The sequence below is a fragment of the Sphingopyxis sp. EU05-FHT14B03 genome (genome assembly GCF_058790875.1).
The window spans coordinates 738,325-764,469 of sequence record NZ_JBYTDC010000001.1 but is presented as its reverse complement, the minus strand read 5'-3'; the positions used below and the strand labels follow the sequence as shown (position 1 = coordinate 764,469).

Below are 26,145 nucleotides of genomic sequence, written 5' to 3'. Positions count from 1 at the left end.
GCGAGGCCCAACGTCAACCGAAACGCTTATTCGCTCGGCGGCGTCCACAGGTCGTCGTTGCCCGCGCCGGTCACCGGATCGTCGAGCAGCGGCTCGCCCGTCAACGGGTCGAGGCTGCGCATCGTGATCAGCGGCACCGGCAGGCTCATGCCATCGGCGTCGTCGCCATCGCCCTCGTCATCGTCCTTGTCGTTGATGACATCCTGCACCGGGAAGGAGGATTCGAATTCGAGGAAGGCGCAGGTCGTCGAACTGACGATCAGGCACCCGTTCATCGTCGATCCCGAGTCGAAGGCGAGGCCGCTGCCGCTCAAGGGACCGCTGCCGATCACGAAGCCGTCGATCGACAGCAGCGGGATGGCGTCGAGGCCGGTGACCTGGCCCGACGGGCCAAGGTGGACGCCGTTGATGACGATCCGCGAATCGGACCCCTCGACGTTCACATTGAGTCCGAGCGCGCCAAAGGTCAGCCCGCGGCGCTGCGCGAAGCGCGTGCCGAGGCCGCTGTTCTGGACATAGAAGCCGCCGACGACGCTGACGTCGATGCCGCCCGCGACCAGCGCGCCTTCGTCGCTGGTCACGCCGTCATTCTGTGCCAGCCGGTCGTCGATCGCATCGATGTCGGCCGCCGCCGCGACGTCGGCGATCGCGCTGGCGGTCGCGACGATGACATCCTCCGATTCGAGCGTCAGGAGGCCGCCGGGGGTCGAGGCGCCGCTGGTGCTGCTGCCGCCGGTGAGCCGGATCGTGCCTTCGCCCAAAATGACTTCGAGCGCGTCACTGGCGCGGATCGCGAGGCCGTTGTTGTCGCCCATGCCGGTGAGCAGCACGTCGCCGAGCACGCGCGCCTTGCCCGGGGTTTCGATCGTCAGCGTGCCGTTGGTGCCGAGGTTCGAGGTCGGCGATCCCGCGGTCATCGTGAAATCGTCGATGATCACGTCGGGCTGCGCGTTGCTGCCGACCGAACCGATCGGCAGTCCGCCGGGCGCCGCCGCGACGAAGCCGCCATTGTTGTCGTCAACCTGCGGGGCGAAGATACGGATGTCGGTGCCATAGAGGCGCGCCATTTCGGCCGCGTCGATATGATAGCCGTCGCGCGTGCCGGTGCCGCCGATGAAGGTCTGGCTGTTGCCGTCGGTGTTGCGCACGTCGAGCACGGCGGTGGTGCCGGCGGTGCCGAGGCGCCCGCCGGAGCCGATGACGATGTCCGCCGATCCAAACGACATTTCGCGCCCGGTGACCGCGCCATTGACCGTCAGCACTCCGCCAGCCTCGCCGAGCAGGCTGTTGGTCGCGGTCACCGCGCCGAGCGTCATGTCATCGTCGGATTCGAGCTGCACGTCGGCGGCGCCGAGCTGCGTCACGCTGAGGTCGCCATTGGTCGACCGCAGCGATGCGCGGCCCGCCACGGTACCGGCGGTGACCGACAGATTGCCGCTGTTGGTGATCGACGCGTCGCCGACATCGGTGGTCAGCGTGCTGAAGACCAGATTGCCGCTGCCGCTGCCGATCGCGATGCTGTTGCCGCTTGCATCGACCGGTCCGACCGAACTCAGGCTGGCGATCTCGATCGCGCCGTCGGCGCTGTCGAGCGAGGTGGTGCCGCCGCTGGCCACGGTGCCCGCAGCCACGCCTTCGCCGCCGCTGAGCGCCAGCGAGCCGCCGGTGCCGGTGACGGCGCGGGTGATTGCGATCGTCGTCCCGGCGGCGAGTTCCAGATTGCCGCCGGCGCGCACCGCGCCGCCGCTGATCGCGCCGCTTGTCGTGACCTGCAGGTTGCGACCGGCGCTCAGGCTGTCGATCCCGTCGCCGACCGGGGTCGTCAGGCTGGCGATATCGACCGACGCTGCGGCGATGGTGATGTCGCGGCCCGCCGTCGCCGGCGCGGTCACCGCGACATTGCCCGACGCATTGATGCGGACATCGTCGAAAGCGGCGAGGCCGGCAAAGGTGCCGCTGCCGCTTTGCGTCCGGATGCTGCTGTCGCCCCCGGTCTGGCCGAGGCCGAGCGTCGTCGCGCCGCTGACCGACAAGGACGTGGCGGCGCCCAGGATGATGTCGTCGCCCGCCGACAGTCCGGCGGCGGCAATCGACCCGCCGGTCGAACGCAGGTCGATGTCGGCGCCGTCGAGCGACGAGACCCCTTCGCCCTGGCCGATGGTGAAGCCGTTCGCCGTATAGTCGAGGACGAAGCCGTCGGGTCCCGCAGCGGTCGCGCGAACGCCGGTCGCGGTCACCGCGCCGCCGGCCCGGACGTCGAGATCGTCGCCGACGGTGATGCCCGAGAGGTTGGCGGTCGTTGCCGCGAGCACGAGCATATCCTCGCCCGCCGTGACATTGGTCAGCGTCGCCGACCCGCGGGCGTTGACGCCGACCATGCCGGCCCCGCTGCTGTCGACCAGCGTTACATTGCCGCCGGCGTCGACGAAGACATTGCCCGCCGTGTCGACGTCACCGTTGCTCGGGTCGGGGGCGCCGCCCGCGGCATTGGCGGTCACATTGATGTTGCCGCCCGCGCTCAGTTCGATGTCGCCGCCGGCCACATAAGCGCCGCTGATATTGCCGCCGGCCAGCACGCCGATGTTGCCCGCGGCCGTGCCGTTGGCGATCGCGACGTCGCCGCCGCTGCCGAACGCCGACAACAGGCCGCCGGAGTCGATGTTGCCGACCGTGATGCTGTTGCCGGTCAGGAAGACGTTGCTTCCCGCTAGGATCGTCGTCCCGGCGATTCCTTCGGCGCCGAGCGCGGTCCCGGTGGCGTTGAGGTCGACATAGTCGCCCGCGTCGAGCGCGGCGAAGGCGATCGATTGGGCATCGACGTCGATATGCCCGCCGGCGGTCGAATTGCCGAGGTCGGCCGCGCCGCTGGCGGTGATGTCGATATTGCCGTCGGTGATGATCGAGTTGAGTCCGGTGCGGATGCGCGCGACGTCGGCGGTGAAGTCGCCCGCCGCCTCGGCATGGTCGACGTCGAAGGCCCCGGCGAGCGCGATGTTGATGTTGCTGCCGCTCTCGCCGCTGTCGGGGTTGTCGCCGGTTGCGTCCATCAGCGCGACGGTGACGTCGCCGCTGCCGCTGATGCCGATGTCGTCGCCCGCGATCAGCGAGCCGAAGCTGCCGCCTTGCGTCGTCGCGATGACGATGTCGCGGCCGGCGTCGATCGTCCCGGTGGCCGTGACCGCGCCGCTGGTCCCGGTCAGGCTGACGCTGCCGTTCGTGCCGGTCACATCGCCGACGGCGATGCTGGCGCCGGTCAGGCTGGCGTTCTGGAACGCGGTGACACCGCCGGTCAGGCTGACGGCGCCGGTGGCGTTGGCGGCGACATTGCCGCCGGTTGCGATCACCGCTCCGGTCGCGGTGATGCCGCCGTTCGTCGCGGTCAGGTCGGTCGATACGACGCGCACCTCGTTGGCGCCGAGGTCGATCGAGCTGCCCTCTGCCGAGAAGACGCCGCCGCGCACATTACCGCCGACAGTCACCGCGCCGCCCGCTTCGACGCGGGCCGAGCCGGTGATCGACCCGGTGCTGATGAATCCGGGCGCCGAAATCTGTGCGCCGCCCGAGATGATGTTGCCGACCGCGATGTCGCCGCCGGCGGTCGCGGTCAGATTGCCGCTCGTCGCGATGCGGCTGGCGCTGGTTTGGGTGATATCGCCGGCCGAAGCGATGGTGACGCCGTTGAAGCCGTTGACGCTGCCGCCGAGGTCGACATCGCCGACCGTCGAGGTGATCGAGACGATATTGCCGTCGACCCCCTGCGTTCCGACGCTGGTGCCGCGCAGGGTGACGTTGTTCGCCGCCGAAACGGGGCCGCTGGCGACCAGCGCGCCCGACGAAAGCAGGACGATGTTGCTGCCGCTATTCTCGTCGTCGATGCCGCCGCCGGTCGCGTCGACGCTGCCGACCGTCACGCTGCGACCGCCGGTGATGCGGATGTCGTCGCCCGCGCCGGCGATGCGGACATTGGCGTCGCGCGATGCGCGCACCGTCAGGTCGCGGTCGGCGTCGAGTTGCCCGGCGACGAGGACGTCGCGGTTCGCGTCGAGTGCGAGCGTGCCGTTCGCAAAGGCGCGGTCGTTCGCGTCGAGGACGATGTCGCGCGCCGAGGTATAGCTGATGTTGAAGCCGAAGACGTCGCCGTCGGTGCGGATGTCGCCCGTCGTCGAGGTCAGCGCGACATTTCCGCCCGCGGTGATGCCGCGCAGGCCGAGGCTGGCGCCGCTGGCCGTCGTGTCGCCGCCCGACTGGAGCAGCCCGGTCGCGGTTACCGCGCCGGTCGCGGTCAGGCCGATATTGGCGCCGACGTCGGCGCTGGTCAGCGCGATCGGCCCGCCACTCGCGCCCGCGGTGAAGGAGCCGCCCGCGGTCACGTCCTGGAGCGACATGCTGGTCGCGCTGAAATTGACGTCGTCGTTGGCGAAGGTGCTGCCGGTCACGGTCAGCACGCCCGCGATGGTGCCCGAAACGTTGCTGCCGATTTCCTCGCCCTGCGGGTTGCTGCCCTCGGCGGTGATCGAGGCGATGGTGACGTCGCCGCCCGCGCCGATCGACACATCGTCGCCCGCGGTGATCGCGTTGAAGGTGCCGCCCGTCGCGGCGTTGATGAAGACATCGCTGCCCGCCGAGATCGTCCCGGTCGAATTGATCGCGCCGCTGTTCGAGCGCAGCGTGACGAAGCTGTTCGAGCTGACGTCGGCGACGTCGATCGAGCCGCCGATCATCTCGACGAAATTGCCGCCGCTGGCCGCACCCGAGATGGTGATCGCGCCCGTCGCCTGTACCTGCAGGTCGGCGAGCGTGGTGACATTGCCGTTGGCGGTCACGTCGCCGCTGGTCGCGCGCAGCAGGATCTGGTTGGAAAGCCCGTTGGCGTTGCGCAGCGCGACGCTGCTGCCCTCGATAAACATGCCGCCGCTGTTGACATTGCCGGTGATATTGACCGCGCCTACCGCGTCGATGAAGGTATAATCGGCGTTGATCGCGCCGGCGTCGACGGTGCCGCCGGCGGTCAGGCGGGTCTGGCCCACGGTGTTCGTCGCCCCGGTGATCGCGATGCTGCCCGGCGTGGTGATATAGGCGCCGGAGTTGTCGGCCTCATTGTCGGCACCGCCCGCCGTCGTCAGCAGGGTTGCCGCCGAGACATTGCCGTTGGCGGTGATGCGGATATCGTCGCCCGCCGACAGGTCGGCGAAGCTGCCGCCGGCCGCCGAGGTGATCGTCAGGTCGTGCCCGGCCGACAGCGCACCGATCGCGCCGATGCCGCCGCTGGTCGAGGTCAGGATGATGTCGGTGCCTGCGGTGACCGATTCGAGATCGAGCGCGCTGCCGGTGATCGTGGTGACGAGGCCCGAGCGAATAGTGTTCGTCGTGCGTACGACATTGCTGGCGGTCGCGGTCAGATTGTCGAAGGCGACCGCGTTCGACGCGTCGATCGTCCCCGCCGAGGCGGTCAGCACGATGTTCGACAGGTCGGTGGGGCCGGTCTGGATCTGCCACATGTCGGGTCCGCCCGCGCTCGACGGCGCGAGGATCAGGCTGCGCCCGTCGGGGCCCGCGCCGGTGGTCGAGACATTATCGACGATGACGCAGCAGGTGCCGGTGACGATCAGGTCGTCGCCCGCGAGCGAATTGGTCACGGTCGCGGTGTTGCCCGCGACGACATAAAGATCCTCGCCCGCCGTCGCGCCGTCGACATTGGCGTTGGTGCCCGCCGCGACGCCGATCATCGTCGCCGCGCTGCTGCCCGCGAGCAGGTTCGCATCGCCCGCAGCGTTGATGAAGACATAGCCTTCGGACGGGCCGTTGGGCCCCACGTAGGTGCCGGCGGCGGTCGCCTGTGCGGTGATGTTGGTGGCCGCGGTCAGGCCGACATTGCCGCCCGCCGCGAAATTGCCGCCGATGTCGCCGGCGCTGTTGATGATGATGTCGCCGTCGGTGGTCGCCGACAGGCGCGCGTTGCCGCCGGTCGAAAGGGCGAACAGCGAGGCCGAGGTGACGACGCTGTCGTTGATCCGGATCGTGTTGCCGAACAGCGCGACATTGCCGCCTGCGGTGATGCCGTTGCCGAGGATGCCCTCGGCCCCCGGCGCGGTGCCGGTCGCGTTGAGGGTGACCGTGGTCCCGGCGCCGATCGTATCGAAGACGATCGACTGGCCATCGACCGCGACGAACCCGCCCGCCGTCGAATTGCCTAGGTCGACCGCGCCCAGCGCGTTGATGTCGATGTCGCCGCCGGTGATGATCGAATTGGGGCCGGTGGCGAAGCTGCCGACATTCGCGGTGAAATCATTGTCGGCCTCGGCATGGTCGACGCTCGCCGCGCTCACCGTGCTGAAGAAGATGTTGCTGCCGTCGACTTCGGAATCGAGCCCGGTGCCGGTGGTGACCAGCCGCCCGGCGACGATCGTGTTGCCGGTCAGGCTGATGTCGTCGCCCGCCGTCGCGGCGTTGATCGCCACCTCGTCGCGCGCATTGGCGGTCAGGTCGTCGCCGCTGGTCGTGGTGCCATAGACGTTGATGCGGCCTTCGGTCGCGAGCAGCAGGGTCAGCGTCTGCGCATCGAGCGAATCGACGTCGATCGCACTGTTGGTGCCGGTCGCGATCATCGACAGGCTGGTGCCGCCGCTGACGAGGCTGCCCGGCGCGCTGCGGATCGAGTTCACCGCGGTGAAGGAGGCGCTGGTGCCCGACTGGATCGTCGGCGCGGTGCCGGTGCGGAAATCGTGGCGGATATCGACCTGGTCGCCCGCATTGACGGTGAGCGCGCCGCCGGCGTTGAGCTGGCCGGTGCCCTGGGCATAGACGCCGACCGAACCGTCGGTGTTCAGCGACACGGCGCCGTCGGTCTGGATCAGCCCGTTGGTGACGCCGAGGAAGATGCCCTGCGGCGCGACGTCGGTGTCGTTGTTGGTCAGCGAGGTGCCGCCGAACGCATTGGCAGTCAGGCTGGCCATCTGGATCGTGCCCGCGCTCCGCAGCTCGATCCGACCCGCGACATCGCCATTGGCGTCGATCGTCGTGTCGCCGAGGGTGATCGTGCCGGCAGCGGTCCCGTTGCTGAAGGTTTCGATCTGGACCCGGCCGCCGATCGTGCCGGTAAAGGCATTTCCGGCGCCGTCGCCCCCCGAGCCGACGCCGCCCGCGCCGCCCGCGCCAGAGGTGCCGCCGACCGCGATGGAGACCGGCGCCCCGCTCGACGAAATGCTGCCGCTGCCATTGGCGACCAGGTGAACGAGTCCGCCGGACCCGGCGCCGCCAAGGCCGCCGTCGCCGCCGCTCAGTCCCATGACCACATCGTCGGGCGTGCCGGGGATGCCGTCGGGGCCGGGCAGGGTGATGGTGCCGGGATTGTCGGCGCCGGTCCCGCCGTCACCGCCGGTCCCGAAGCTGCCGAGCGCGACGGCGCTGAGCCGCCCGAAGGTCAGCGTCACCGCGCCGTCGTCGGCGATGACTTCGACCGTGCCGCCGGTGCCGTTGCCGCCGCCGCCGCCGGCCGGGCCGACGCGGGGATTATTGCCCGCTGCGAGTGCCGCATTGCCGCCCTGGCCGCCCAGTGCGCCGGCCGTGAAATTGTCCTGCGAGATGGTGGCGCTGCCATTCGCGCCGGTCACCCGGACGCGCGATATGCCGCCAAAGGCCGAGCCGCCGAAACCGCCCGCGCCGTCGACCCCGTCGCCGCCGTCGCCGCCCTCGGCGCTGGAATCGAGGATCACGTCGACCCTGCCGGCAGCGATATTGTCGACGATCAGCTCTGCGGTTCCGCCTTGCCCGAAACCGCCGTCGCCGCCGATATTATTGGTGCCGCCGATGCCGCCGACCCCCAGCGCATAGCCGCCCATGGTGCCCGTTGCGGTGACCAAAGTCGCGAGGTCGATCGTCGCGGTGCCGCCCTGGCCGTTGCCGCCGTTGCCGCCGCGTGCGACGCCCGACACCGGACCCGAATTGAGGTTGAGCAGCCCGCCGCCGTTGCCGCCGAAACCGCCGGCGTCGGCGGTGATGTCCCCCGAGGTCAGCGTTCCCGCGGTCAGGTTAATCGCGGCGGTGCCGCCCTGGCCGTTGCCACCGTTGCCGGCGTTGCCGACGACGCCCGCGGCGCTGATGAAATCGCCGCCGTCGCCGCCGATGCCTGACGCAAGGGCGCTGAGCGTGGTGGTGGTGACGACCGCGTTGCCGTTGAGGTTGATCGTCGCGGTGCCGCCCTGGCCAAAACCGCCATTCTGGCCGTCGACCGGGTTCGCGGGGTCGCTGTCGTCGCCGATCTGCCCGGCGCCGCCGGCGCCGACCGCCTGCGCGGTGATGTTCGTGGCGTCGAGCGTGCCGCCCAGCAGGTCGATGGTTGCCGTGCCGCCAAAACCCGATCCGCCGGTCGACGCGCGCAGGTTGCCGCCGCCGACACCATCCGCCGACACGACGAGGTCGCCGACGTTCACAGCGCCGCCGGTCTGCGTATAGGCCGCGATGCCGCCGCTGCCGACGCCGTCGTTCCCGGCGACGGAGCCGCTGAAGCCACTGGCCGAAAGCTGAAGCTGTCCGCCGGTCACCTGGCCGCCCTGCACGTCGACGGTGATGTCCCCGCCATTGCCCGCGGCGGTGCCGGGCATTTGTGCCGGCCCCTCGAAAATCTGGGCCGCGCGTCCGTCGGCGCTGACGGAAAGGCTCTGGAAATTGAGGGTGCTGGTGTTGAGATTGTTGTCGAGCACCTGAAGCAGGATCGAGCCGCCGCGGCCGACGACGATGTTGCCCGCGCTGCTCGCGTCGCCCCCGGCGATGCCGGTCGAGCTGAAAAAGGCGGGGGCGCCGAAGCTGACGGTCCCGCCATCGATGACGACCCCGATCCGGCCACCGGTGGCCGAGGCGCCGCCCTGCGAAAAACCCGTTGCCGCATCGGTCGCGAAGGAGCTGGTTCCGGCGCTGTCGGTTGCCGAAAAGACGCCGGTGTTCGCGGCGCGAATGTCGATCGTGCCGCCCTGCGCGGCGCCGCCGGCACCCGCGCTGTTGCCGGAGGCTGCGGTGGCAGCGATATCGAAGGATCCGGCGGTGATCGTGCCGCCATCGGCGGTGAAATCGATGTCGCCGCCGGTTGCCGTGCCGGTGCTGTTGGGCAGGGTGCCATTGGCCCCGCCGACGCTCGCATTGGCGGTGATCGTGGTCAAAGCCGTCAGGCTGCTGTTGCCGCCACTGCCGATCGCGGTCACGGCGATGGTGCCGCCCCGCGCATTGCCGCGGTTCTCGCCCGACGCGGCCTGCGCGCTGGCGTCGAAACCGATCGAGCTGTCGGACGCGAGGGTCGCGCCCCCGTTGATCGTGACATTGATCGTGCCACCGACGGCGTCGCCGGTGGTCGAACTGGTGCCGTTGACGCTCGATGCGCCGCCGCTGAGCGCGCTCGCGTCGACGGACAGGGAGTTTTGTTCGGCGTTGATGCCATTGTCGGCGGTGATCGTCACCGTGCCGCCCGTCGCATTGCCGCCGGTCGCGCCGTCGCCGGTGGCGTTGCCGCCGGCCCCCGACGCATTGACCGTCAGGTCGCCGAGCGCCGCGGTCGAGGAATTGTCGGCGGTGAAGGTCAGTTCGATCGTGCCGCCCTGTCCGTCGCCGCCGTTCAGCGAGGGGAAGGTGCCGATATTGGGGCTGGATACGGAGCCGCCACCGGTGCCGCCCGCCGCGAGCGTCGTGGTGGGCGAGGTCAGCGAGCTCAGCGCGCCGAGCACCTGGATGCGCGCGGTGCCGCCGGTGCCATTGCCCGACTGGACGTTGCCGATCTGGCCGGCGCCGTTCGCGGTGACGCTGAGGCTGGTGTTCGCGGTGAGCGTGCCGCCGCTGTCGACGGTGACTTCGGCGGTGCCGCCCTGGCCGTTGCCGCCCTGGTCGGCGATGACCGGGGCGCCTGACGGCGAACTGGTGACGCCGCCGCCACGCCCGCTGGCCGAGACATTGATCGTGTCGGCGGTGAGCGAGCCGCCATTTTGGACGGTAAGGCCGGCGGTGCCGCCGGTGCCCGTGCCGCCGATGCCAGTGGCGCTGAGGTCGCCCGTCCCGGCCGCCGAAATCGCAATGCCGTTGCCTACGACGACGGTGCCGCCGTCGACCGTGAACTGGGCGCTGCCGCCGGTGCTGTTGCCGGTGACGGCATCGGGCCGTCCGGCAGCGAGCAGCGACAGATTGCCGAGAACCGCCAGCCCGCCGCCCGGATTGACGTTGATCGCCGCATTGCCGGCCTGACCGCCGCTGCCGTTCGATGCGACGACAAAATTGCCGGTGGCACCGACGATCTGGTTGTTGCCGACCGATACCGTCGCGCTGGCGTCGCCGATGAAGGTGGCGTTGCCCTGGACGATCAGGCGGCCGAGATGCGGCGGCGGCACGGCGACGACAGGGCCGCCAGCGGGGATCGACGCGATCGGCTGGCCGACGAAAGCGCCACTGGCGTGCGCCGTGACGCTGCTCTGGAATATCGTGTCGTTGACAGTGATGTTCGCGGCGGCGGTGCCCACCGGCGCGCCGGCGATCACACCATTGGCGACATTGTAGCCCGCCGACAGCACCACCGCGCCGTCGGGGTCGGTTTGCGCGGTAACCGCGTCCCGATAGCCGACCTGACCCGAAATCAGCATCGTGACGGCATCGTTCTTCGGGATCGCGACCATATAGACGCGGCTCTGGTCGGTATCGCCCTGCTGGTGGGCCGGGCCGCCGGTGATGCCGGTGTGGGTGATGGCGTTGCCACCCTCGGCGCCGACCGTGACATTGATGTCGAACAGGCCGTTGTTGATCGTAATGTCGGCCTGTTCGGCGGCGACGAGCGCGGCCGAACCATCGACGTCGATGATCCCGCCCTGGTTGATGCGCGGGGCCACGAGCGCGACATAGCTGCTGCCCGGATTGCCGGGGTACGAAGCGCTGATGAAGCTTTGCGGGCTGATGTCGATCGACGCCGTGCTGCCCGATGCGCCGCGAAACCGGATTTCGCCGCCGGGGCCGAACAGGCCGCCGGTGGTGTCGATATCGTTCGCGGTCAGCACCAGGCTGCCGACGTTGATCGCCGCGCGCGCGCCGATCAGGATGCCGCCGGCGTTGTAGAACCAGATATTGCCGCCCTGCGGGTTGCCGGCGCTCGAGAACGGCGATCCGTCATAGCTGTTGACGGTGCCGTTGAGCGCGATCTGGCGGCTGATCGGGATCGGCGCGCCGGTGATCGGGTTGACCGCGACGAAGCGGTTGAGGACGGTGTATTGGCCGGTGCCATAGAATTCGAGGGTGTTGCCCGTCGGCAGGAAATCGATCGGCGCGCCGGTCGCTGCGCTGTCGGTCGGGGTCCAGTTGATGATCGTCTGCGCGCTGGTGGTCACGACTTGGGTGGTGTTCGGCGGCGCGATGCCGGGCGCCGGCGGGGAAATAGTCGCAGTGCCCGTGACGACCTGCCCCGTTCCCTGGACACCCTGCGCGCGCGCCGGGCCGCCGAAGGCGAGCGCGGCCAGCCCCGCCGCGATCGCGCAGCTCGCCAACAGGTGCGGCTTGCCCGTGCGGACGGTCGGGATCGAAGCGGTGGCACGCATGGCGGATGTCCTCGATGAAAAACTCATGTCAGCGCGCCTTCACGCCGAACTGGGTGGTGAAATTGAGCAGAAAGCGGGGTTCGGGCTTTTGGGTCAGGAAGCCCGCGCGGTTGAGCGGCACCGCGACGGTCAGGTCGAGCCGCCCAAAATCGCCATAAGCAAGGCGGATGCCGCCGCCGGCCGAATAGAGTTTCTGCGGATTGAGCCCGGCAAAGGCGAGGTCCTTGTTCCAGACCCAGGCGGCGTCGAAAAAGACGAAGGGCTGGAGCGCGCCGCTTTCGGTGTTCGCGGGGACGAGGCTGCCGTAGCGCGCCTCCACCGACACCGCGACGCCGCTGTCGCCGATCACCGTGCCGGGGTCGAAGCCGCGTCCGACGGTGAAGTTGCCGCCCGAAAACTCCTCATAGGCGAGCAGCGGGTCGCTCGCCCATTGCGCGCGCGGCGCCGCCGACAGGGTGAAATTCTTGACTGGCCGCCATTCGGCGAGCGCGTTGGCGCGCACCAGGAAGGCGTCGGGCTTGCCCTCGATGCGGGTCAGCGGGATCGCGCCGGGGACAAAACAGGCGGCGCCGGTGGGGCCGCAATCGTCGCTCGCGCCGAGGAAATTGACGCCCTGCCGCGCTTCGAGCGAGGCGCCGAGATACCAGCGCGGCTCGGCGGGGCTGAACCCGCTGCGCCCGCCGATCGATGCCGGGTCGGTCCAGCTGCCATCGGCGCGCAGGTTGAAGACGCGCAGCCGGTCGCGGTTGAGCGGCACGCCGCCCAGCCCGATGTCCTGGTCGATCAGGTCGAACCCGCCGCCGACGGTCAGCCGGTTCGCCTGCGTCAGTACCAGCGGATAGGATGCGAACAGGCTGATGATCTGGGTTTCGGACTTGATCGGCAGCGCCGCGACGCTCGGCCGCGTCCAGGCATAGGTGTAACTGGCGCCGAATTTCAGCCCCTCGTCGCCGACGCGGAATTCATGCGCGACCTGCGCGACATTCTGTTCGTCGAGATCGGGGGTCGAATAGAAGCTGACCGTGGTCATGTCGCCCATGCCGGTCAGGCCAAAGACGCGCGCGCGGGCGATGCCGCCCCAGCGACCGACGTCCTTCGACCCGAAATTCTGGACGTTGAAGTCGAGGATCGCGGCGGTGCGGTCGACCGTCACCTCGCCGACCACTTCGCCCGGCGCGGCGCCGGGGCGCAGGGTCAGCCGCGCCGACAGGCCCGGAATGTCGCGCGCGAGCAGCAGATAGCGCTCGGCATCGGCGATGTTGAAGACAGGCTGGTCCTGAAGATGCGACAGATAGCGCTGGAGCAACCCTTCATTGGCGCCGGCGTCGCCGCGCACCTCGATCCGGCTCATCCGCGCGGCGAGAATGTCGAGCTTGACGATGCCGTCGTCGATCGTCTGCGGCGGGACGCGGACGGCGGCCAGATAGCCCTTTGCGCGCAGCATCGTCGCGGCGCGGTCGCGAATGTCGCAGACCACCGAGATCGGCAGGTCCTGACCGACGCGGTCGGACCAGGTCGACGCGAGCGTCGCCGGGTCGATGCCCTCGACGCTGGAGAATTGAACGTCGCGCAGCGTGACGCGGATATTGGCGAATTCGGGGTTGGCGAGCGGGCAGGGTGCGCGTTCGATGGCATCGTCGGCGGTGACGACCTGTTCGTTCGCCTGCGGAACCGGCGGCGGCGCCGGGCGCTGGATTTCCTCGCGGGTCGGGATTTGCGGGGTCGCGACCTGCGCGTGCCCGACGACGGGCAAGGCCGCGACGATCAGGCCCGACCCGGCGACGAAGCGCCGGAAGGCCCGCCGCCGCGTTTCGGCTTCGCGCGATTGCCCCTGATAGCCGCTGCCGATCATCTCCACCCCTTGCGTTCGACGGCGCGCGGCGTCGCCGCCGCACGTCCAATTCATCATGCCCAGCCCGGTGACGGGCTGCGCGAATTTTCGACCCAAGGAAAGGACTTGCCGCTCGTACGGCAGCTTTTCATCCCATTGTTATCAGATGGATCGGGCGGGTTCAATCATTCCCGCCCGTTTCCGTCAACCGCCCGTCGCTTCCGATTCGGCCATCGCGTCGACCAGCCTGTCGAGCTGCGGCGCGCAGCCCTTGCCGAGCAGCATTTCGCCGGCGGCGTCGGGGGTTTCGGGCATCGCCGCGAGCGCGGCGAAGCGGACCGTCACCGGCGCGGCAAGCCCGCCGCCCGAGAGGCGATAGTCGACGTCATATTGCACGGGCAACGTGTCGGTCGGCCATTTGCGGAACTGCGCGCCGCTGACGATCGCCACCGTCTCGCTCTTGTCGCCGCTGGCGATGGTCAGCGCGGTGTCGCTCGTCATATCGGGGCGCCACAGCATCAGCGTCGCCGGATCGGCGACGCAGAAGGTGCCGCCGGCGCGATAATCGAGCAGCCACAAATTGGGTGCGCGGTTCTCGGCGCTCATTTCCTCCGGCCCGCGCGACGCTCCGCCGCGCGTCGCCATCGGCCGCTTGGCCATCATGCGGGTGACGGTGGTGCCCATCGACTGGCTGGCGACGACGGTGGCGCCGGCGGTGAAGGTGCCCGCGCCGGTCAGCGTCTTGGTCTTGCCGCCCTGGATCAGCACGACCTTGTCGCCCGCGACGAGCGTCACGCGGTCGCTGTTCTTGAGCTTGGTGCCCGCCGGATATTTGGAGGCCGACGGCCCGGTCGAGCGGACGACCATCGATTGCGCCGCGGCGGTGCCGGTGACGGCGATCGCGACGAGCGCGGCGGCGGCGGTCAATCCCAGCCGGCGCGTGCGGATCTCAGGACAGGACATAGCTTTCTCCACTTTCGGTCTCGTTCAGTCGTTCTATCAAGAACAGGATGGATGTATCGTGACTGAATTCGGCGCCCACCGCTGTGGCGCAGGTCACATAAAGATTTTTATCGCCTGCCGCGTGCGCCGCAACCATTTCGGCGATGCGCGCGCGCTGGTCGGCGCTGAGGTCGGGGCGCGGGGTGAAGGTGTCGACCGGTTGCGCGCGGCCGCGCAGCGTCACCCGGCCCATCGGCACCAGATCGTCGCGCTTCGCGCGCGCCTCGGCCTCGGCCGAGATCAGGACGCCGGTCTTCAGGCTCTTGTTCGCCGCCTCGAGCCGCGAGGCGGTGTTCATGCTGTCGCCGAGCGCGGTGTACTGGATGCGGCCCTCGCCGCCGAAATTGCCGACGATCGCGTCGCCGACGTGGAGCCCGACGCGCGTCATGCCGAGCGGGGGGACGTCTTCGGCGGCGAGGTCGACACGGAATTTCTCGCCCGCTTCGTACATGGCGATCGCCGCGGCGGCGGCCTGCGGTCCGTCGTCGGGGCGGCTCAATGGCGCGCCCCAGAAGGCGACGACCGCGTCGCCGACGAATTTGTCGATCGTGCCGCCATGGCCGAGCACGACGTCGGACAAGCGGTCGAGATATTCGTTGAGAAGCCGCGCGACGGTTTCCGGCGTCGTCGCATGGCTGAGCTTGGTAAAGCCCTCGAGGTCGGTGAAGACGCAGAAGATGTTGCGCCGCTCGCCGTGCAGCGACAGCTGTTCGGGGTCGCGCATGATCTGTTCGGCGACGTCGGCGGGCAGATATTTGCCGAGCGCCGATTGCGCGAAGGCGCGCTGGCGCGACCCGATGGCGCGCGCCGCCGAGCCGACCGCGACGAAGCCGAACAGCCAGCCGAGCGCCTGTCCGAAGGCGGGCAGGCCGGTGGTATCGACCCCGACTTTTTGCAGCCAGAAGGGATAGGCGAGGAAAAACAGCATCTGGGCGATGAAGATCGCGATCACCCAGCGCGCCTTGAGGTCGATCAGGCTGGTGAGCCCGCCCGCGATCACGACGAGCAGCGCGAGCGCCCACAGGCCCCAGCCCGGAACCGGGTTCGACCATGCGCCGTCGAGTTGCTGCGCCAGCATATGCGCGTGCACCTCCAGCCCGATCATCTGCTCGCGTTCGCCCGTTTGCAGGTCGGGCAGGCGCGACAGCGGGGTGGTGAACAGGTCGTTGTCGACGATGTCGCCGCCGATCAGCACATAACGGCCGCGCACCAGTTCGGCGAAACCGGCGCGCGTCTCGTCGTCCATCGGGATGGCGAAGCTGTCGATCGGGATATTGGCGAAGACCGGCTCTTCCTGCTCCGCATCGGCGCGGGCGGGCAAGCGGAAGCGGATATTGCCCTGATAGTCGGCATGCGCCTTGTCGACCGGCGCCAGCGCATTGGCCATCAGCGGCGGCAACCCCTTGGGCCGGTCGGGCCAGTTGCGCATCACCCCGTCCTCGTCGGTGCGGAAGCGCACGCTGGTCGGGTGGGTCCTGGCGGTGGTCACATCGGCCAGAAACGCGTCGAGGAATTGCTGTTGCTGATATTGGATGGTGGTCGGGTTGTCCGATTGCGAGAGATAGGCGAGCCAGGTGGGCGTCTTCATCGCGCGCAATTGCGCCTTCAGCGCGTCGTCGTCGGGGCGCGGTGAGTCGTACAGGATATCGATGCCGATAGCCTTGGCGCCCATCGCGTCGATGTTGGCGAGCGCCGTCGTCAGCAGGGTGCGGTCGAGCGGCGAGCGGATCCCGGTGTTGAACAGCGTCTCGTCATTATAGGTGATCATGACGATGCGCGGGTCTTGCCCCACATGCTGCGCCGTCAGCGAGGCGCGGCTGTCGTAGAGCGCGCGTTCGGCGTCGCCGGCGAGCGGCAATTGCCAACTCATCCGCGCGACGAATATCGCGACGATCAGGAAGATCAGCGTCGTCGCCAGTCGCGCCGGTCCGAGCTGGGTGAACAGCCGCCGCACTTGTTTGCGCAGCGGCACCGCCGCGCGCTTTTCGGCCGCGGCTTCGGGCGCCGTCTCTGGTTCGGTCGTCGGGGTTTCGGTCATCGGATCAGCGGGCGGCGCGGCCGGCGGCCTCTCCGGTCTGCGGTGCCGCTGCGGTCGCGGTGCCGCCGTGGAGCAGCGCCTGGCCGCCGTCGCCGATGATCGCGAACCCCGCCCAATAATAAGGATGCGAGGTCTGTTTTTCGTCCATCAGCAGCGTCTGCGTTGCCCACAGGGCGTCGCCGACGCTCTCACCCTGCCGTGCCGCGAACAGTCCGCCGATCAACCGCTTGGTCGCGTCGAAATCGTCGGGGGCGGGCCAGTGGCTCGCGATCACCGACCGGCCGCCGGCGCCGATGAAGGCGCGGACCAGCCCGTCGAGCGCATTGCCGCCGCCGCTCGCCACGCCGGCTTCGCGCGTGGCGCTGACCGAGGCGGCGCCCGCAGTGTCGCAGGCGGACAGGATCACCAGGTCGGCGTTGATCTTGAGGTCGTAGATTTCCTGGAAGGTCAACAGGCCGTCCGAATCGCTGTCGCCGAACGACGTCACCAGCGCCGGGCGCGCCGGGCAGGACGGGCGCGGTGCGGTAACGAGGCCGTGGGTCGCGAAATGGATGATGCGATAGTCGTTGAGGTCCGCCCGCGCCTTGACCGCCGTATCGGTGAAGGCGCCGCCGGTCAGCAGCGCCGCCGCCCGGTCGCCCATCGCGACGCGCGCCGTGTTCAGTTCGTCGGCCGAGATCGGGCGGTTCCACTGCGAGGGCGCCCATTGGCAATTGTCGTCGACCCCGCCGGCGGCGCCGCGCGACCCGAGCGAGGGGAGGGTGGGCCCCACCGGCAGATTCTGCCCGAGCCCGAAATATTGGTGCGCCGCGTTCGACGGTGCCGCCTGGCGCGCGTTGCGGAACGCGAGCGCCGACACCGCGGTGCTCGGCCGCGTCGTCCGCCCGAGCCAGGCAATCCGGCGCATGTCGAACGCGTCGGCCCCCGGATCGAGCAGGCGCTGCTCATAATCGGCGAGCCCGGTATCGGCGGTGATCAGCAGGTTGATCGGCAGCCGCAGCATCGCGCCATCGGGTTCGAAGATCAGGTTGGCGATCGTCGGCAGCCGGTCGGCGACCGGGCCGAACAACTGGGTGTAAAGGCTGCGCGCGGTCGCGGCGTCGAAGGGATAGGTGACGCGGCGGCCATTTTCGACGATCGAGATCGTCGAGCGGACGCTGTCGACCGCATTTTCGAGCTGCGTCGTGCTGATGTCCGAGCGCCACAGCTGCGCGCCCTTGGTGTCGATCAGCATCGCATAAACGGCATCGCCGACGACGAGCATCTTCAGATACCCCTCGTCGGGACGCAGCACCGCTTGCAGTTCGGCAAGGTCGAGCTTGCCCGGCGCGACGACGCGATATTGCGGATAGGCCGACAGCGACGCGACGGTTTCGGCCTGCTGGAAGTCAAGATTGTCGAGCCGCGTCTTGAGATCGGCACGCAGCGCGTTGATTTCGGGCGTTTCCACCATTTGCGCGAGCCGCGCATCCTCGATCCGGGCGCGTTCGATGTCGCGGTTCAGCGTCGTCGCCTGACGGAACAGCCGCGATCCTTCGGCGCTGCCGCTCGACAATTCGCGCGCCAGCACCGCCTGGGTATCGGCGACGCCGGGGCGGACCTGCAACTGGCTGGCGACGAAGAAGTCACCGACCGCGGCGGGGTCGCTCGCGGCCTTGGCGGCGAGCAGCCGGTAATAGGGCGCCATCATGTTCGCCATGCCCGAGGTCGAGCGCTGCGAACTCGCGAGCGCGCCGACGACGTCGTGATAGATTGTCATCGCCTCACCATCACGACCCTGACGGGTCAGGAAGGCGGCATAGCGCGCGCGCGCCGAGGCGAGCGCGTTGGTTTCGGGATATTCGACCGCGAGCGCGTTGATCGATTCCAGGAAGCGCGCATCGGCGGCGTCCTTGTCGCCCGCGGCCTCTTCGGCGAGCGCGAGTTCGCCGAGCATTTGCGAGCGCAGCCGCACGATCGAGGTCACGCGGCCTTCGCGGACCGCCATCGCGTCGGCCAGCCCCTTGAGTTGCGCCGCTTTCGCCGCCGCCGGATTGCCGCGCAGCCGCTCGACGGTGCCGAGCAGGTGGACCGCCTGCGCGTCGATGATCTGCGCGCGTTCGAGTGGGGTCAGCCGCTCATTGTCCGAACTTTGGCGGATCGCGCGCGCATTGCTGCCGCTGTTGACCCCGGCGACGATCTCGGGGGTCAGCGTCACCGCGTCGCCCGCCACGGTGACCGCGCTGGCCAGCGGCGGGATCGGCGTGTTGAGCAGGTCGGCGGCGCCGGCATAATCGCGCTGGTTGAGCGCGTGGATCGCGCGGAAATTGCGGCGCAGGCGCAATTGCACCGCATCGGTGGTCGGGATCGCCTCGACCTCGCCGAACAGCCGCTCGGCCTCGGCGAATTCGCCGAGGTTCGATTTCTGCAGCGCGCGGTTGAGGGTGAATTCGGTCGGATCGATGTCGGCGGCGGCCTGTTCCTCGAGCGCGCGACGCGACAGCGCTTCGAAAAATTCGGCGGCCTCGGCATAATCGCCGCTGTGGTTGCGGCGATAACCCTCGGCGAGCGCGCGATCGACGTCGATCGTCCCCGCGAGCGTGCGCGCAAAGCCGTCGTTGCCGCCGATCGAGGTGGTCGCGACATTGATCGTGCCCGAGGCGACCTTGCGCTGGCGGATCGATTCGAGCGCGAGGTTCAGCGCGTCCTTATAGGCGGTAAAGCCCTCGACCGCGTAGCTGGTGTTGCCCTCGCCCTCGATGCGCGTGGTCCATTGGACGTCGCTGTCCTTGACCATGCAGTTGTCCGTCGCGGTACAGGCGATCGTTCCGGCCCGCGCGCGATCGACGCGGGCCCGGGTTTCGGCCGGGGTCGCGCGCAGCATCCGGACATAGCCGACGGGCTGGCCGGCATCGCGGCAGACGATCATCCACGCGCGGTCGAACATGCCGGTGATCACCGAGTCGCGTACCGTCGACTGGACCTCGCAAAGCGACCCGCCCTTGTCGCCGATCGCGAAGCTGTCGCGCAGCGTCGGGTCGGACGCCTGCGCCGACGCCGTCCCGGGTGCGGCAAGCGCCAGCATTCCCAGAAACGAGACGAAAAACGGACGTCGAGCGGCCATGAACGTAATCCCCCAAACACAAACGCAAGGGCGCCGTGCCAGCCCGATGGCGGCAAGGCGCAGTCTTTGTTGCTGCGGTACGACCCATAACCGTTGGCGCGAACCCTAACCCCTTCGCATTCAAAAGGGAAGTGATCTGGCGCACAGGCGCCTTGCGTGCCTTGGCCGCCCGACCTATCTGCAAGCCGACAGGTTTCAAACCAAGAGGATATGATGAGCGCATTCGACGATCGCGAAAAAGCATTTGAGGCGCAGTTCGCCCGCGACCAGGAGGTGCAGTTCCGCATCACCGCACGCCGCAACCGGCTGGTCGGCGAATGGGCCGCCGAGCGTATGGGGCTGACTCCCGAGGAAACCGACGCCTATGCCAAGGCGGTGGTCCAGGCCGATTTCGAGGAAGCCGGTGACGAGGACGTGATCCGCAAGCTCGCGGGCGACCTGACCGCAGCGCAGGTCGAGATCAGCGACGCCGAAATCCGCGCAGCGCTGAACGACAAGGCGGTCGAAGCGCGCCGCCAATTCATGGACAAGCAGTAGGCGCCGCGCGATGGCGATGCGCGAATCCGATCTGCAGGCGATGATCGCCGCCGCTTTCCCCGGTGCGGAGGTGACGATCACCGACCTCGCCGGCGACGGCGACCATTATGCCGCGCATGTCGTCAGCGAGAGTTTTCGAGGGCTGACCCGCGTCGCGCAGCATAAGGCGGTGTACGCCGCACTCGGCGGGCGCATGGGCGGCGAACTTCATGCCTTGCAATTGACCACCGGCGTTCCTTCATAGGGACCAGATGATTTTCGGGCGCGACATCGCGCCCAACCGGAGACTGCACCATGACCGAAGCCACCCATGATCGTATCGCCAAGCTGGTTGGCGACCATGCCGTCCTGCTCTTTATGAAGGGCACGCCCTTGTTCCCGCAATGCGGCTTTTCGTCGCGCGCGATCGCGATGCTCGACCGGCTCGGGGTCGAATATGACACCGTCGACGTGCTGCAGGACATGGAGATCCGCCAGGGCATCAAGGAGTTTTCCGACTGGCCGACGATCCCCCAGCTCTATGTGAAGGGCGAATTCGTCGGCGGCAGCGACATCATGATGGAAATGTGGGAGGCGGGCGAACTGCACACGCTGGTCGCCGACGTCCCGGCGCGCGCCGAATAAGGGAACATCGCCTTTCCGAACAAAAGGGCCCGCCGACGCTGGAGTGCGTCGGCGGGCCCTTTTGTGCCGGTACGCGGCTTCGGGACGCGTCGGGGGTCTCACAGGCCCGCGGAGACGGTGCGCATAGGGGCTTTGTCCTGAACCAGATGAAGGTCAGCTGGCCCGGATGCGAGGATCTTCGAGGCGAAAGAAAAGCGCGAGTTGCAGGCTTTCGGCGATGCGGGCGGCCTTCGCCTGCAGTGCGGCAGCCGCCGCGGGCGCGAGCAGTTCGTCGGTGGTCGCGGTCCAGATCGCGAGCCAGCGGTCGAACATCGCGGGGGTGATGTGCGCCTTGTGCTTCAGGTGCGCGGCCATCGGGCTGCCCTTGTATCGGCCGCTGGTCAGCATCACCGACGACCAGAAGGCGACCAGCCTTTCCAGATGGCCGGGCCAGTCGTGCACCGCGTCGTTGAACAGCGGGCCGATCTCCGCATCGGCGCGCACGCGGTCGTAGAAGGCGGGGATCAGGCGCTCGAGCGCGGTTTCGTCGATCTGCTCGTCCTGTTCCACGACTCGCTCCGAACATGCATATGACGCGCATCTATTCGCCGAACTTAAAACATGCAACAAAAATACATATTATGACGAAGGCCGGGTTTTCGAAGGATTTTCGGCATCGGCTTGATCGCACGCATTGCGCGGCGCTGTTCGGCGTGCCGGAGCTTGCAGGAGACTGAGAAGTGCGTCCGGGGGGCGGGGCCTTTCGGCCGCTCCGCCCCCCGTCGCGTCGGGGGTAAGTGGGGATGTCCTGAGTGGGGGCAGGGGACATCAGGGACCAGACTGATGTCCCCCACCGCTCCTTTGAGCGGAACACTCGGGAACATCCGATACCATACAAGGGGCGTGCCAGTTTGGCGACATCGCGGTTTTCGGGGCGAGATGCTGGTTAGCAATTCCTTACCGGGCATCGGGGGTGTCAAAAATCCCGACAGGTCTGTCCGAATCCTCCCTGTCGCGAAGCGATGGGGAGGGGGACCGACCGCGAAGCGGTTGGTGGAGGGGCCGCGGCCTTGCGCTGCCGCTCGACGGCGTCGCCCCCTCCGTCAGCGGCTACGCCGCTGCCACTGCCGCATGGCTTCGCCACAGGGACGATCGTTCCCTCAGCGCCGTTCAGCTTCATTCATCATCGGTTCAGCCTATTGACTACATCTGTAGTCGTATCGCAGATGAGGCCGAAGGGAGGGGTTCCACGATGGCAGAACGCGCCAGCGAATCCGAAATGCAGATCTTGTCGGCGCTGTGGGACGAATCCCCGCAGAGCGCGACCGATCTTGCGGAGAATGTCGGGGCCGCGAACGGCTGGACGCTCGCGACGGTCAAGACGCTCGTCGCGCGCCTCGTCCAGAAGGGCGCGGTGACCGCCGAAGCGCAAGGACGGCGTTTTCTCTACAGCCCCGCGGTCGAGCGCGCCGATGCGGTGGGCGATGAATCGCAGCGCTTCGTCGACCGCCTGTTCGGCGGCCGCGTCAGCCCGCTGATCGCCCATCTCGCCGAGCGCGAGGCGCTGTCCGACACCGACATCGCTGAGATCGAGGCGCTGCTCAGGAGGCTGAAGTCATGAGCGCCGCCATGGTCTTCCAGGCCTGGGGCGACACGCTGGTCACGACCGCCGTGCTCGTCCTGATGATCCTGCTGATCCGCAAGCCCTTCGCGCGCCATTTCGGGCCGGGGCTCACCTATGCGCTGTGGGCGGTGCCCGCGTTGCGCCTGTTGCTGCCGCCGCTGCCCTTCGCGCAGCCGGAGGTCGCACCGGCCATTGCCGCCGCGGCCTCTGCGACGGCCGAACCGGTTACCGAACTGATCATGCTCGCGCCGACCGATACGGTCGCGGCGGCGTCGACGGTGCAGGCCGCTCCGCTGCTGACCATGGCCGACGTGCTGCCGGTGCTGTTTACCGTCTGGGCGGCGGGCATGGTTGCGGTGCTGATCGCGGCCATGGTGTCGCACCACCGCTTCCGCCGTCAGGTGCTGACCGGCGCGGTGGTGCTCGAACCGATCGGCACCATCCGGCTGGTGATGACCGACGCGGTCGACGGACCCGTCGCCTTCGGCCTGTGGCGCCGCTATGTCGCGGTGCCGCAGGACTTTTTCGCGCGCTATGTGATCGAGGAACGCGCGCTCGCGATCGACCATGAACTGGCGCATCATCGCCACGGCGATCTGTGGGCCAATGCCGCCGCGCTGCTGCTGCTGTCGGTGCAATGGTTCAACCCCTTCGCCTGGCGCGCGCTCCGCGCCTTTCGTTTCGACCAGGAGGCGGCGTGCGACGCGCGGGTCCTCGCGCTGACCGACAGCGCGCCGCGCAATGTTCGCACCGCGCGCTATGCCACTGCGATCGCCAAGGCGGCGGTCGGCTCGCGGCTGTCGCTCGCGGCGCCGATGGCGGTCCACGACAATTTGCAGGAGAGACTGACGATGCTGATGCAGCAGGATATTTCGAAGAAGCGCGGCCTCGTCGGACGGCTGCTCGTCGGCGGCGCGACGCTCGCGGTGCTCGCGACGACCGCGACGCTGGTGCCCGCCGGGATCGCGAGCGCGCAAAGCGACCTCGCCGCGCCGCCCGCACCCCCGCCGCCGCCCGAGGCTCCCGACGCGCCGCTGCCGCCCGAAGCGCCCGAGGCCCCCGAGGCCATCGCCGGCACCCCGCGCGTGATGATCTTCACCAGCGAAGAGCATGGTGAGGGCGATGCGACCGCCAGGGACGGCACGAAGCGCGAGGTGCATCGCATCGTGATCCGCAACGGCGAGGTCAAGGACGGCGAGGGCAAAGCCATGATCTTCGCGCCCGGCGACGCCAGGGCGAAGCGGTTCGAACTGCGCATGCCCGGCGCGCTGTCGCGCGACGACATCCTCGCGACGCTGAAGGAACAGGGTGTCACCGGCGCGCAGGCCGAGGCGATCGCCGACAAGCTGGAGGCGAAGCGCAAGCATCAGTTCGCGCTTGCCCCCATCCCGCCGATGCCGCCCATGCCCCCGATGCCGCCGATGGCTCCCGGTGCCTGGCAGTCGTTCGACGGCAAGAGTTTCTCGGCGATCAACTGCGGCGAGGGCCAGAAGTCGACGCCGCTGGTGAGCCGCGACGACAAGGATGGCAGGAAGCACAGCCGCGTCGTGATGGTCCGCTGCGGCGGCGGCATGGACAGGACGGCCCAATTGTCGGCGCTCAAAAAGGCGCGCGACCAGTTCGCCGAGGGCGAAGCGGGCCGGCGCATGTCCGACGAGATTCGCGCCAAGGTCGCCGCCGACCTCGACCGCGCGATCGCCGACCTCGAAAAACCGGTCGACTGACAGTTTCAGTTTTGACGCGGGTGCCTTCTCCCCGGTGGGCATCTGCGGCAGGGGCGGGGAAAGGGAGCGGGCGACCGCTCCCTTTTTCTTTGCAGGGGTGCGATTTTCGCTTTGGGTGGGAAGCGGGCGTTGCCGCTCCTCCCTGTCTCGCAGCGATGGGGAGGTGGCAGCGCGAAGCGCTGACGGAGGGGCCGACGCCGTCAAAGGCTGGCGCAAGGCCGCAGCCCCTCCACCACCGCTGCGCGGCGGTCCCCCTCCCCACGGCTGCGCCGCAGGGAGGATTTATGTCCGCAATCGCTCGATACCCGCCATCCCCAAAATCGGGCTTTCCTAATTTATCCCGCCATGATCTACCCTTGCCGATGAGCCAGCCGACCGCTCCGGTGCCTTCTCGCAAAAACGCGCTCGCCGCCTCGCCCGTCGCATCGCTTAAAGCCACAAAGGACTCATTTGTTGGCGCGTCATGCGGGGCTTTTGTGCCCTTAAGGCGCTCGCCCGTCCGAATTTCTTCGCCGATCCCCTTTTGCTCCGCCGCCCGCAATGCCACATGCACCCCATGAGCGACGAAAAGCCCTGGCCCGACTCCATCCACGCCGGCGATTGCGAGCAGCATGAACCGCTTGTGCGCCGCGTGCTCGCGCCGAACCCTTCGCCCTATACCTTCACCGGCACCCAGACCTGGATCGTCGGGGCGGGCAGCGACGTCGCGGTGATCGACCCCGGCCCGACCGGCAGCGGCTTCAGCGTCGGCGACCCTGCCGATGCCAATGGGGTTGGCCATGTCGACGCGATCCTGCGCGCGGTTGGCGATGCGCGCGTCGCGGCGATCCTCTGTACCCACACCCACCGCGACCACAGCCCCGCCGCCGCGCCGCTCAAGGAGGCGACCGGGGCGCCGATCATCGGCTGCGCGCCGCTCGCCATCAGCGACAGCGGCCCGCGCGCCGATTCGGCCTTCGACCCCGATTATGCCCCCGACCGCGTGCTCGCCGACGGCGAGCGGATATCGGGCGACGGTTGGACGATCGAGGCGGTCGCGACCCCGGGGCATACGTCGAATCACCTCTGCTTCGCGCTGCTCGAAAGCGGCGCCTTGTTCACCGGCGACCATGTCATGGCCTGGTCGACCAGCGTCGTCAGCCCGCCCGACGGCGACATGGCGGCCTATATGGCCAGCCTGTCGAAACTCTATGAGCGCGAAGACCGCGTCTATTATCCCGCGCACGGCCCCTCAGTGACCAAGCCCCGGCAGTTGGTGCGCGGCATGCTGGGCCACCGTAAACAGCGCGAGCGCCAGATTTTGAAGGAACTCGAACGCGGCACGACCATTATCCCCGAGATGGTGTCGCATATGTACAAGGGTCTCGACCCGCGCCTGACCGGTGCTGCCGGGCGGTCGGTGCTCGCGCACCTGCTCGATCTCGAGCAGCGCGGCCGCGTAGCGCGCGAAGCCGACGCATGGCGGCTGGTCGCATGAGCCGCTCGCTCTTCCGCATCCTGATCCTCGTCGTCCTGGCGGTCGGAGTCTTCCTCGGCTGGCGCGCCTGGCAGGACTGGCAGCGCGGTTATGAGCCCGAGACCGTCGTCGCCGCGAGCCTGCAGGGATTGCAGGAGCAGAATATCCTCGTCCCCTTCACCGCGCGTTATGTCGCGGTAGTGACCTCGACGCAGAGCCGGCTCGGGTTGAGCGCCAAAAAGACGCTGATCATGCCGGGCACGGTGCGCTACGAACTCGACCTTGCGAAGCTCAAGCAATCCGACCTCGACTGGAATGCCGAGGCGGGCACGCTGACCGTGACGCTGCCGCCGTTGCGGCTCGCCGGACCCGAGATCGACATCGACGCGATCAGCGAGTTTCGCGACGGCGCGATCCTGCTGACGCTGACCGACGCCGAAAAGACGCTCGACGACGCGAACCGTAGGGCCGCGCAGGACGAACTGATCAAGCAGGCCAGGGGCAGCACCCCGATGCGCCTTGCGCAGGGTGCGGCGCGCACCGCCATCGAGCAGAGCTTCGCCATGCCGCTGAGGGCCGCGGGCATCGACGCCAAGGTGACTGCGCGGTTCGCCGGGGACACGGCCGACTGAATCGGCCTTTGCGCGCGGCCTTCGCTGCGCTAGTCCAGCC

General features: G+C 68.6%; 14 protein-coding genes. 8 read left to right on the top strand and 6 right to left on the bottom strand.

The window, feature by feature from the left end; genetic code table 11:
* Positions 1 to 26: 26 nt before the first annotated feature.
* From AC3WS4_RS03715 to AC3WS4_RS03695, 5 genes are all read right to left on the bottom strand, one after another.
* Positions 27 to 11,555, bottom strand: coding sequence for a hypothetical protein (locus tag AC3WS4_RS03715; protein WP_492736433.1), 11,529 nt, complete (start codon positions 11,553 to 11,555; stop codon positions 27 to 29).
* Positions 11,556 to 11,583: 28 nt separating this feature from the next.
* Positions 11,584 to 13,503 (bottom strand): ShlB/FhaC/HecB family hemolysin secretion/activation protein, encoded by a 1,920-nt coding sequence (locus tag AC3WS4_RS03710; RefSeq protein WP_492742634.1) that lies wholly within the window; start codon positions 13,501 to 13,503, stop codon positions 11,584 to 11,586.
* 87 nt (positions 13,504 to 13,590) lie between these two features.
* On the bottom strand, positions 13,591 to 14,349 hold the full coding sequence (locus AC3WS4_RS03705) for a hypothetical protein (RefSeq protein WP_492736437.1): 759 nt from the start codon (positions 14,347 to 14,349) through the stop codon (positions 13,591 to 13,593).
* A complete protein-coding gene (locus tag AC3WS4_RS03700; RefSeq protein ID WP_492736439.1) occupies positions 14,336 to 16,426 on the bottom strand; it encodes a CHASE2 domain-containing protein in 2,091 nt (696 codons plus the stop codon). Before AC3WS4_RS03700 ends, AC3WS4_RS03705 begins: the two co-directional genes overlap by 14 nt.
* A 4-nt stretch (positions 16,427 to 16,430) precedes the next feature.
* The gene (locus AC3WS4_RS03695; RefSeq protein ID WP_492736442.1) at positions 16,431 to 19,529 is read right to left on the bottom strand and encodes a CHAT domain-containing protein; all 3,099 of its coding nucleotides are present in this window, start codon (positions 19,527 to 19,529) and stop codon (positions 16,431 to 16,433) included.
* A 213-nt stretch (positions 19,530 to 19,742) separates the two neighbouring features.
* On the opposite strand from AC3WS4_RS03695, the gene AC3WS4_RS03690 reads away from it, so the two are divergent.
* From AC3WS4_RS03690 to grxD, 3 genes are read left to right on the top strand one after another with little or no spacing between them, the layout of a single operon-like run.
* Positions 19,743 to 20,066, top strand: a complete 324-nt coding sequence (locus AC3WS4_RS03690) for a DUF1476 domain-containing protein (protein WP_056343429.1) — start codon at positions 19,743 to 19,745, stop codon at positions 20,064 to 20,066.
* Positions 20,067 to 20,076: 10 nt separating this feature from the next.
* Positions 20,077 to 20,310 (top strand): BolA/IbaG family iron-sulfur metabolism protein, encoded by a 234-nt coding sequence (locus AC3WS4_RS03685; protein ID WP_056343204.1) that lies wholly within the window; start codon positions 20,077 to 20,079, stop codon positions 20,308 to 20,310.
* A 50-nt stretch (positions 20,311 to 20,360) separates the two neighbouring features.
* A complete protein-coding gene (grxD, locus tag AC3WS4_RS03680; protein WP_056343201.1) occupies positions 20,361 to 20,690 on the top strand; it encodes a Grx4 family monothiol glutaredoxin in 330 nt (109 codons plus the stop codon).
* A gap of 153 nt (positions 20,691 to 20,843) precedes the next feature.
* On the opposite strand, the gene AC3WS4_RS03675 is transcribed toward grxD, so the two are convergent.
* Positions 20,844 to 21,239, bottom strand: a complete 396-nt coding sequence (locus AC3WS4_RS03675; protein ID WP_492736445.1) for a group III truncated hemoglobin — start codon at positions 21,237 to 21,239, stop codon at positions 20,844 to 20,846.
* 20 nt (positions 21,240 to 21,259) lie between these two features.
* Between AC3WS4_RS03675 and AC3WS4_RS03670 the strand changes: the two genes are divergently transcribed.
* From AC3WS4_RS03670 to AC3WS4_RS03650, 5 genes are all read left to right on the top strand, one after another.
* On the top strand, positions 21,260 to 21,406 hold the full coding sequence (locus AC3WS4_RS03670) for a hypothetical protein (protein WP_492736447.1): 147 nt from the start codon (positions 21,260 to 21,262) through the stop codon (positions 21,404 to 21,406).
* A gap of 515 nt (positions 21,407 to 21,921) precedes the next feature.
* On the top strand, positions 21,922 to 22,290 hold the full coding sequence (locus tag AC3WS4_RS03665; protein WP_492736449.1) for a BlaI/MecI/CopY family transcriptional regulator: 369 nt from the start codon (positions 21,922 to 21,924) through the stop codon (positions 22,288 to 22,290).
* Positions 22,287 to 24,017 (top strand): M56 family metallopeptidase, encoded by a 1,731-nt coding sequence (locus AC3WS4_RS03660; protein WP_492736451.1) that lies wholly within the window; start codon positions 22,287 to 22,289, stop codon positions 24,015 to 24,017. Before AC3WS4_RS03665 ends, AC3WS4_RS03660 begins: the two co-directional genes overlap by 4 nt.
* Positions 24,018 to 24,573: 556 nt before the next feature.
* On the top strand, positions 24,574 to 25,494 hold the full coding sequence (locus AC3WS4_RS03655; RefSeq protein ID WP_492736453.1) for an MBL fold metallo-hydrolase: 921 nt from the start codon (positions 24,574 to 24,576) through the stop codon (positions 25,492 to 25,494).
* Positions 25,491 to 26,105 (top strand): DUF4230 domain-containing protein, encoded by a 615-nt coding sequence (locus AC3WS4_RS03650; protein ID WP_492736455.1) that lies wholly within the window; start codon positions 25,491 to 25,493, stop codon positions 26,103 to 26,105. The genes AC3WS4_RS03655 and AC3WS4_RS03650 overlap by 4 nt, the downstream gene beginning before the upstream one ends.
* The last annotated feature ends 40 nt before the right edge of the window (positions 26,106 to 26,145 follow it).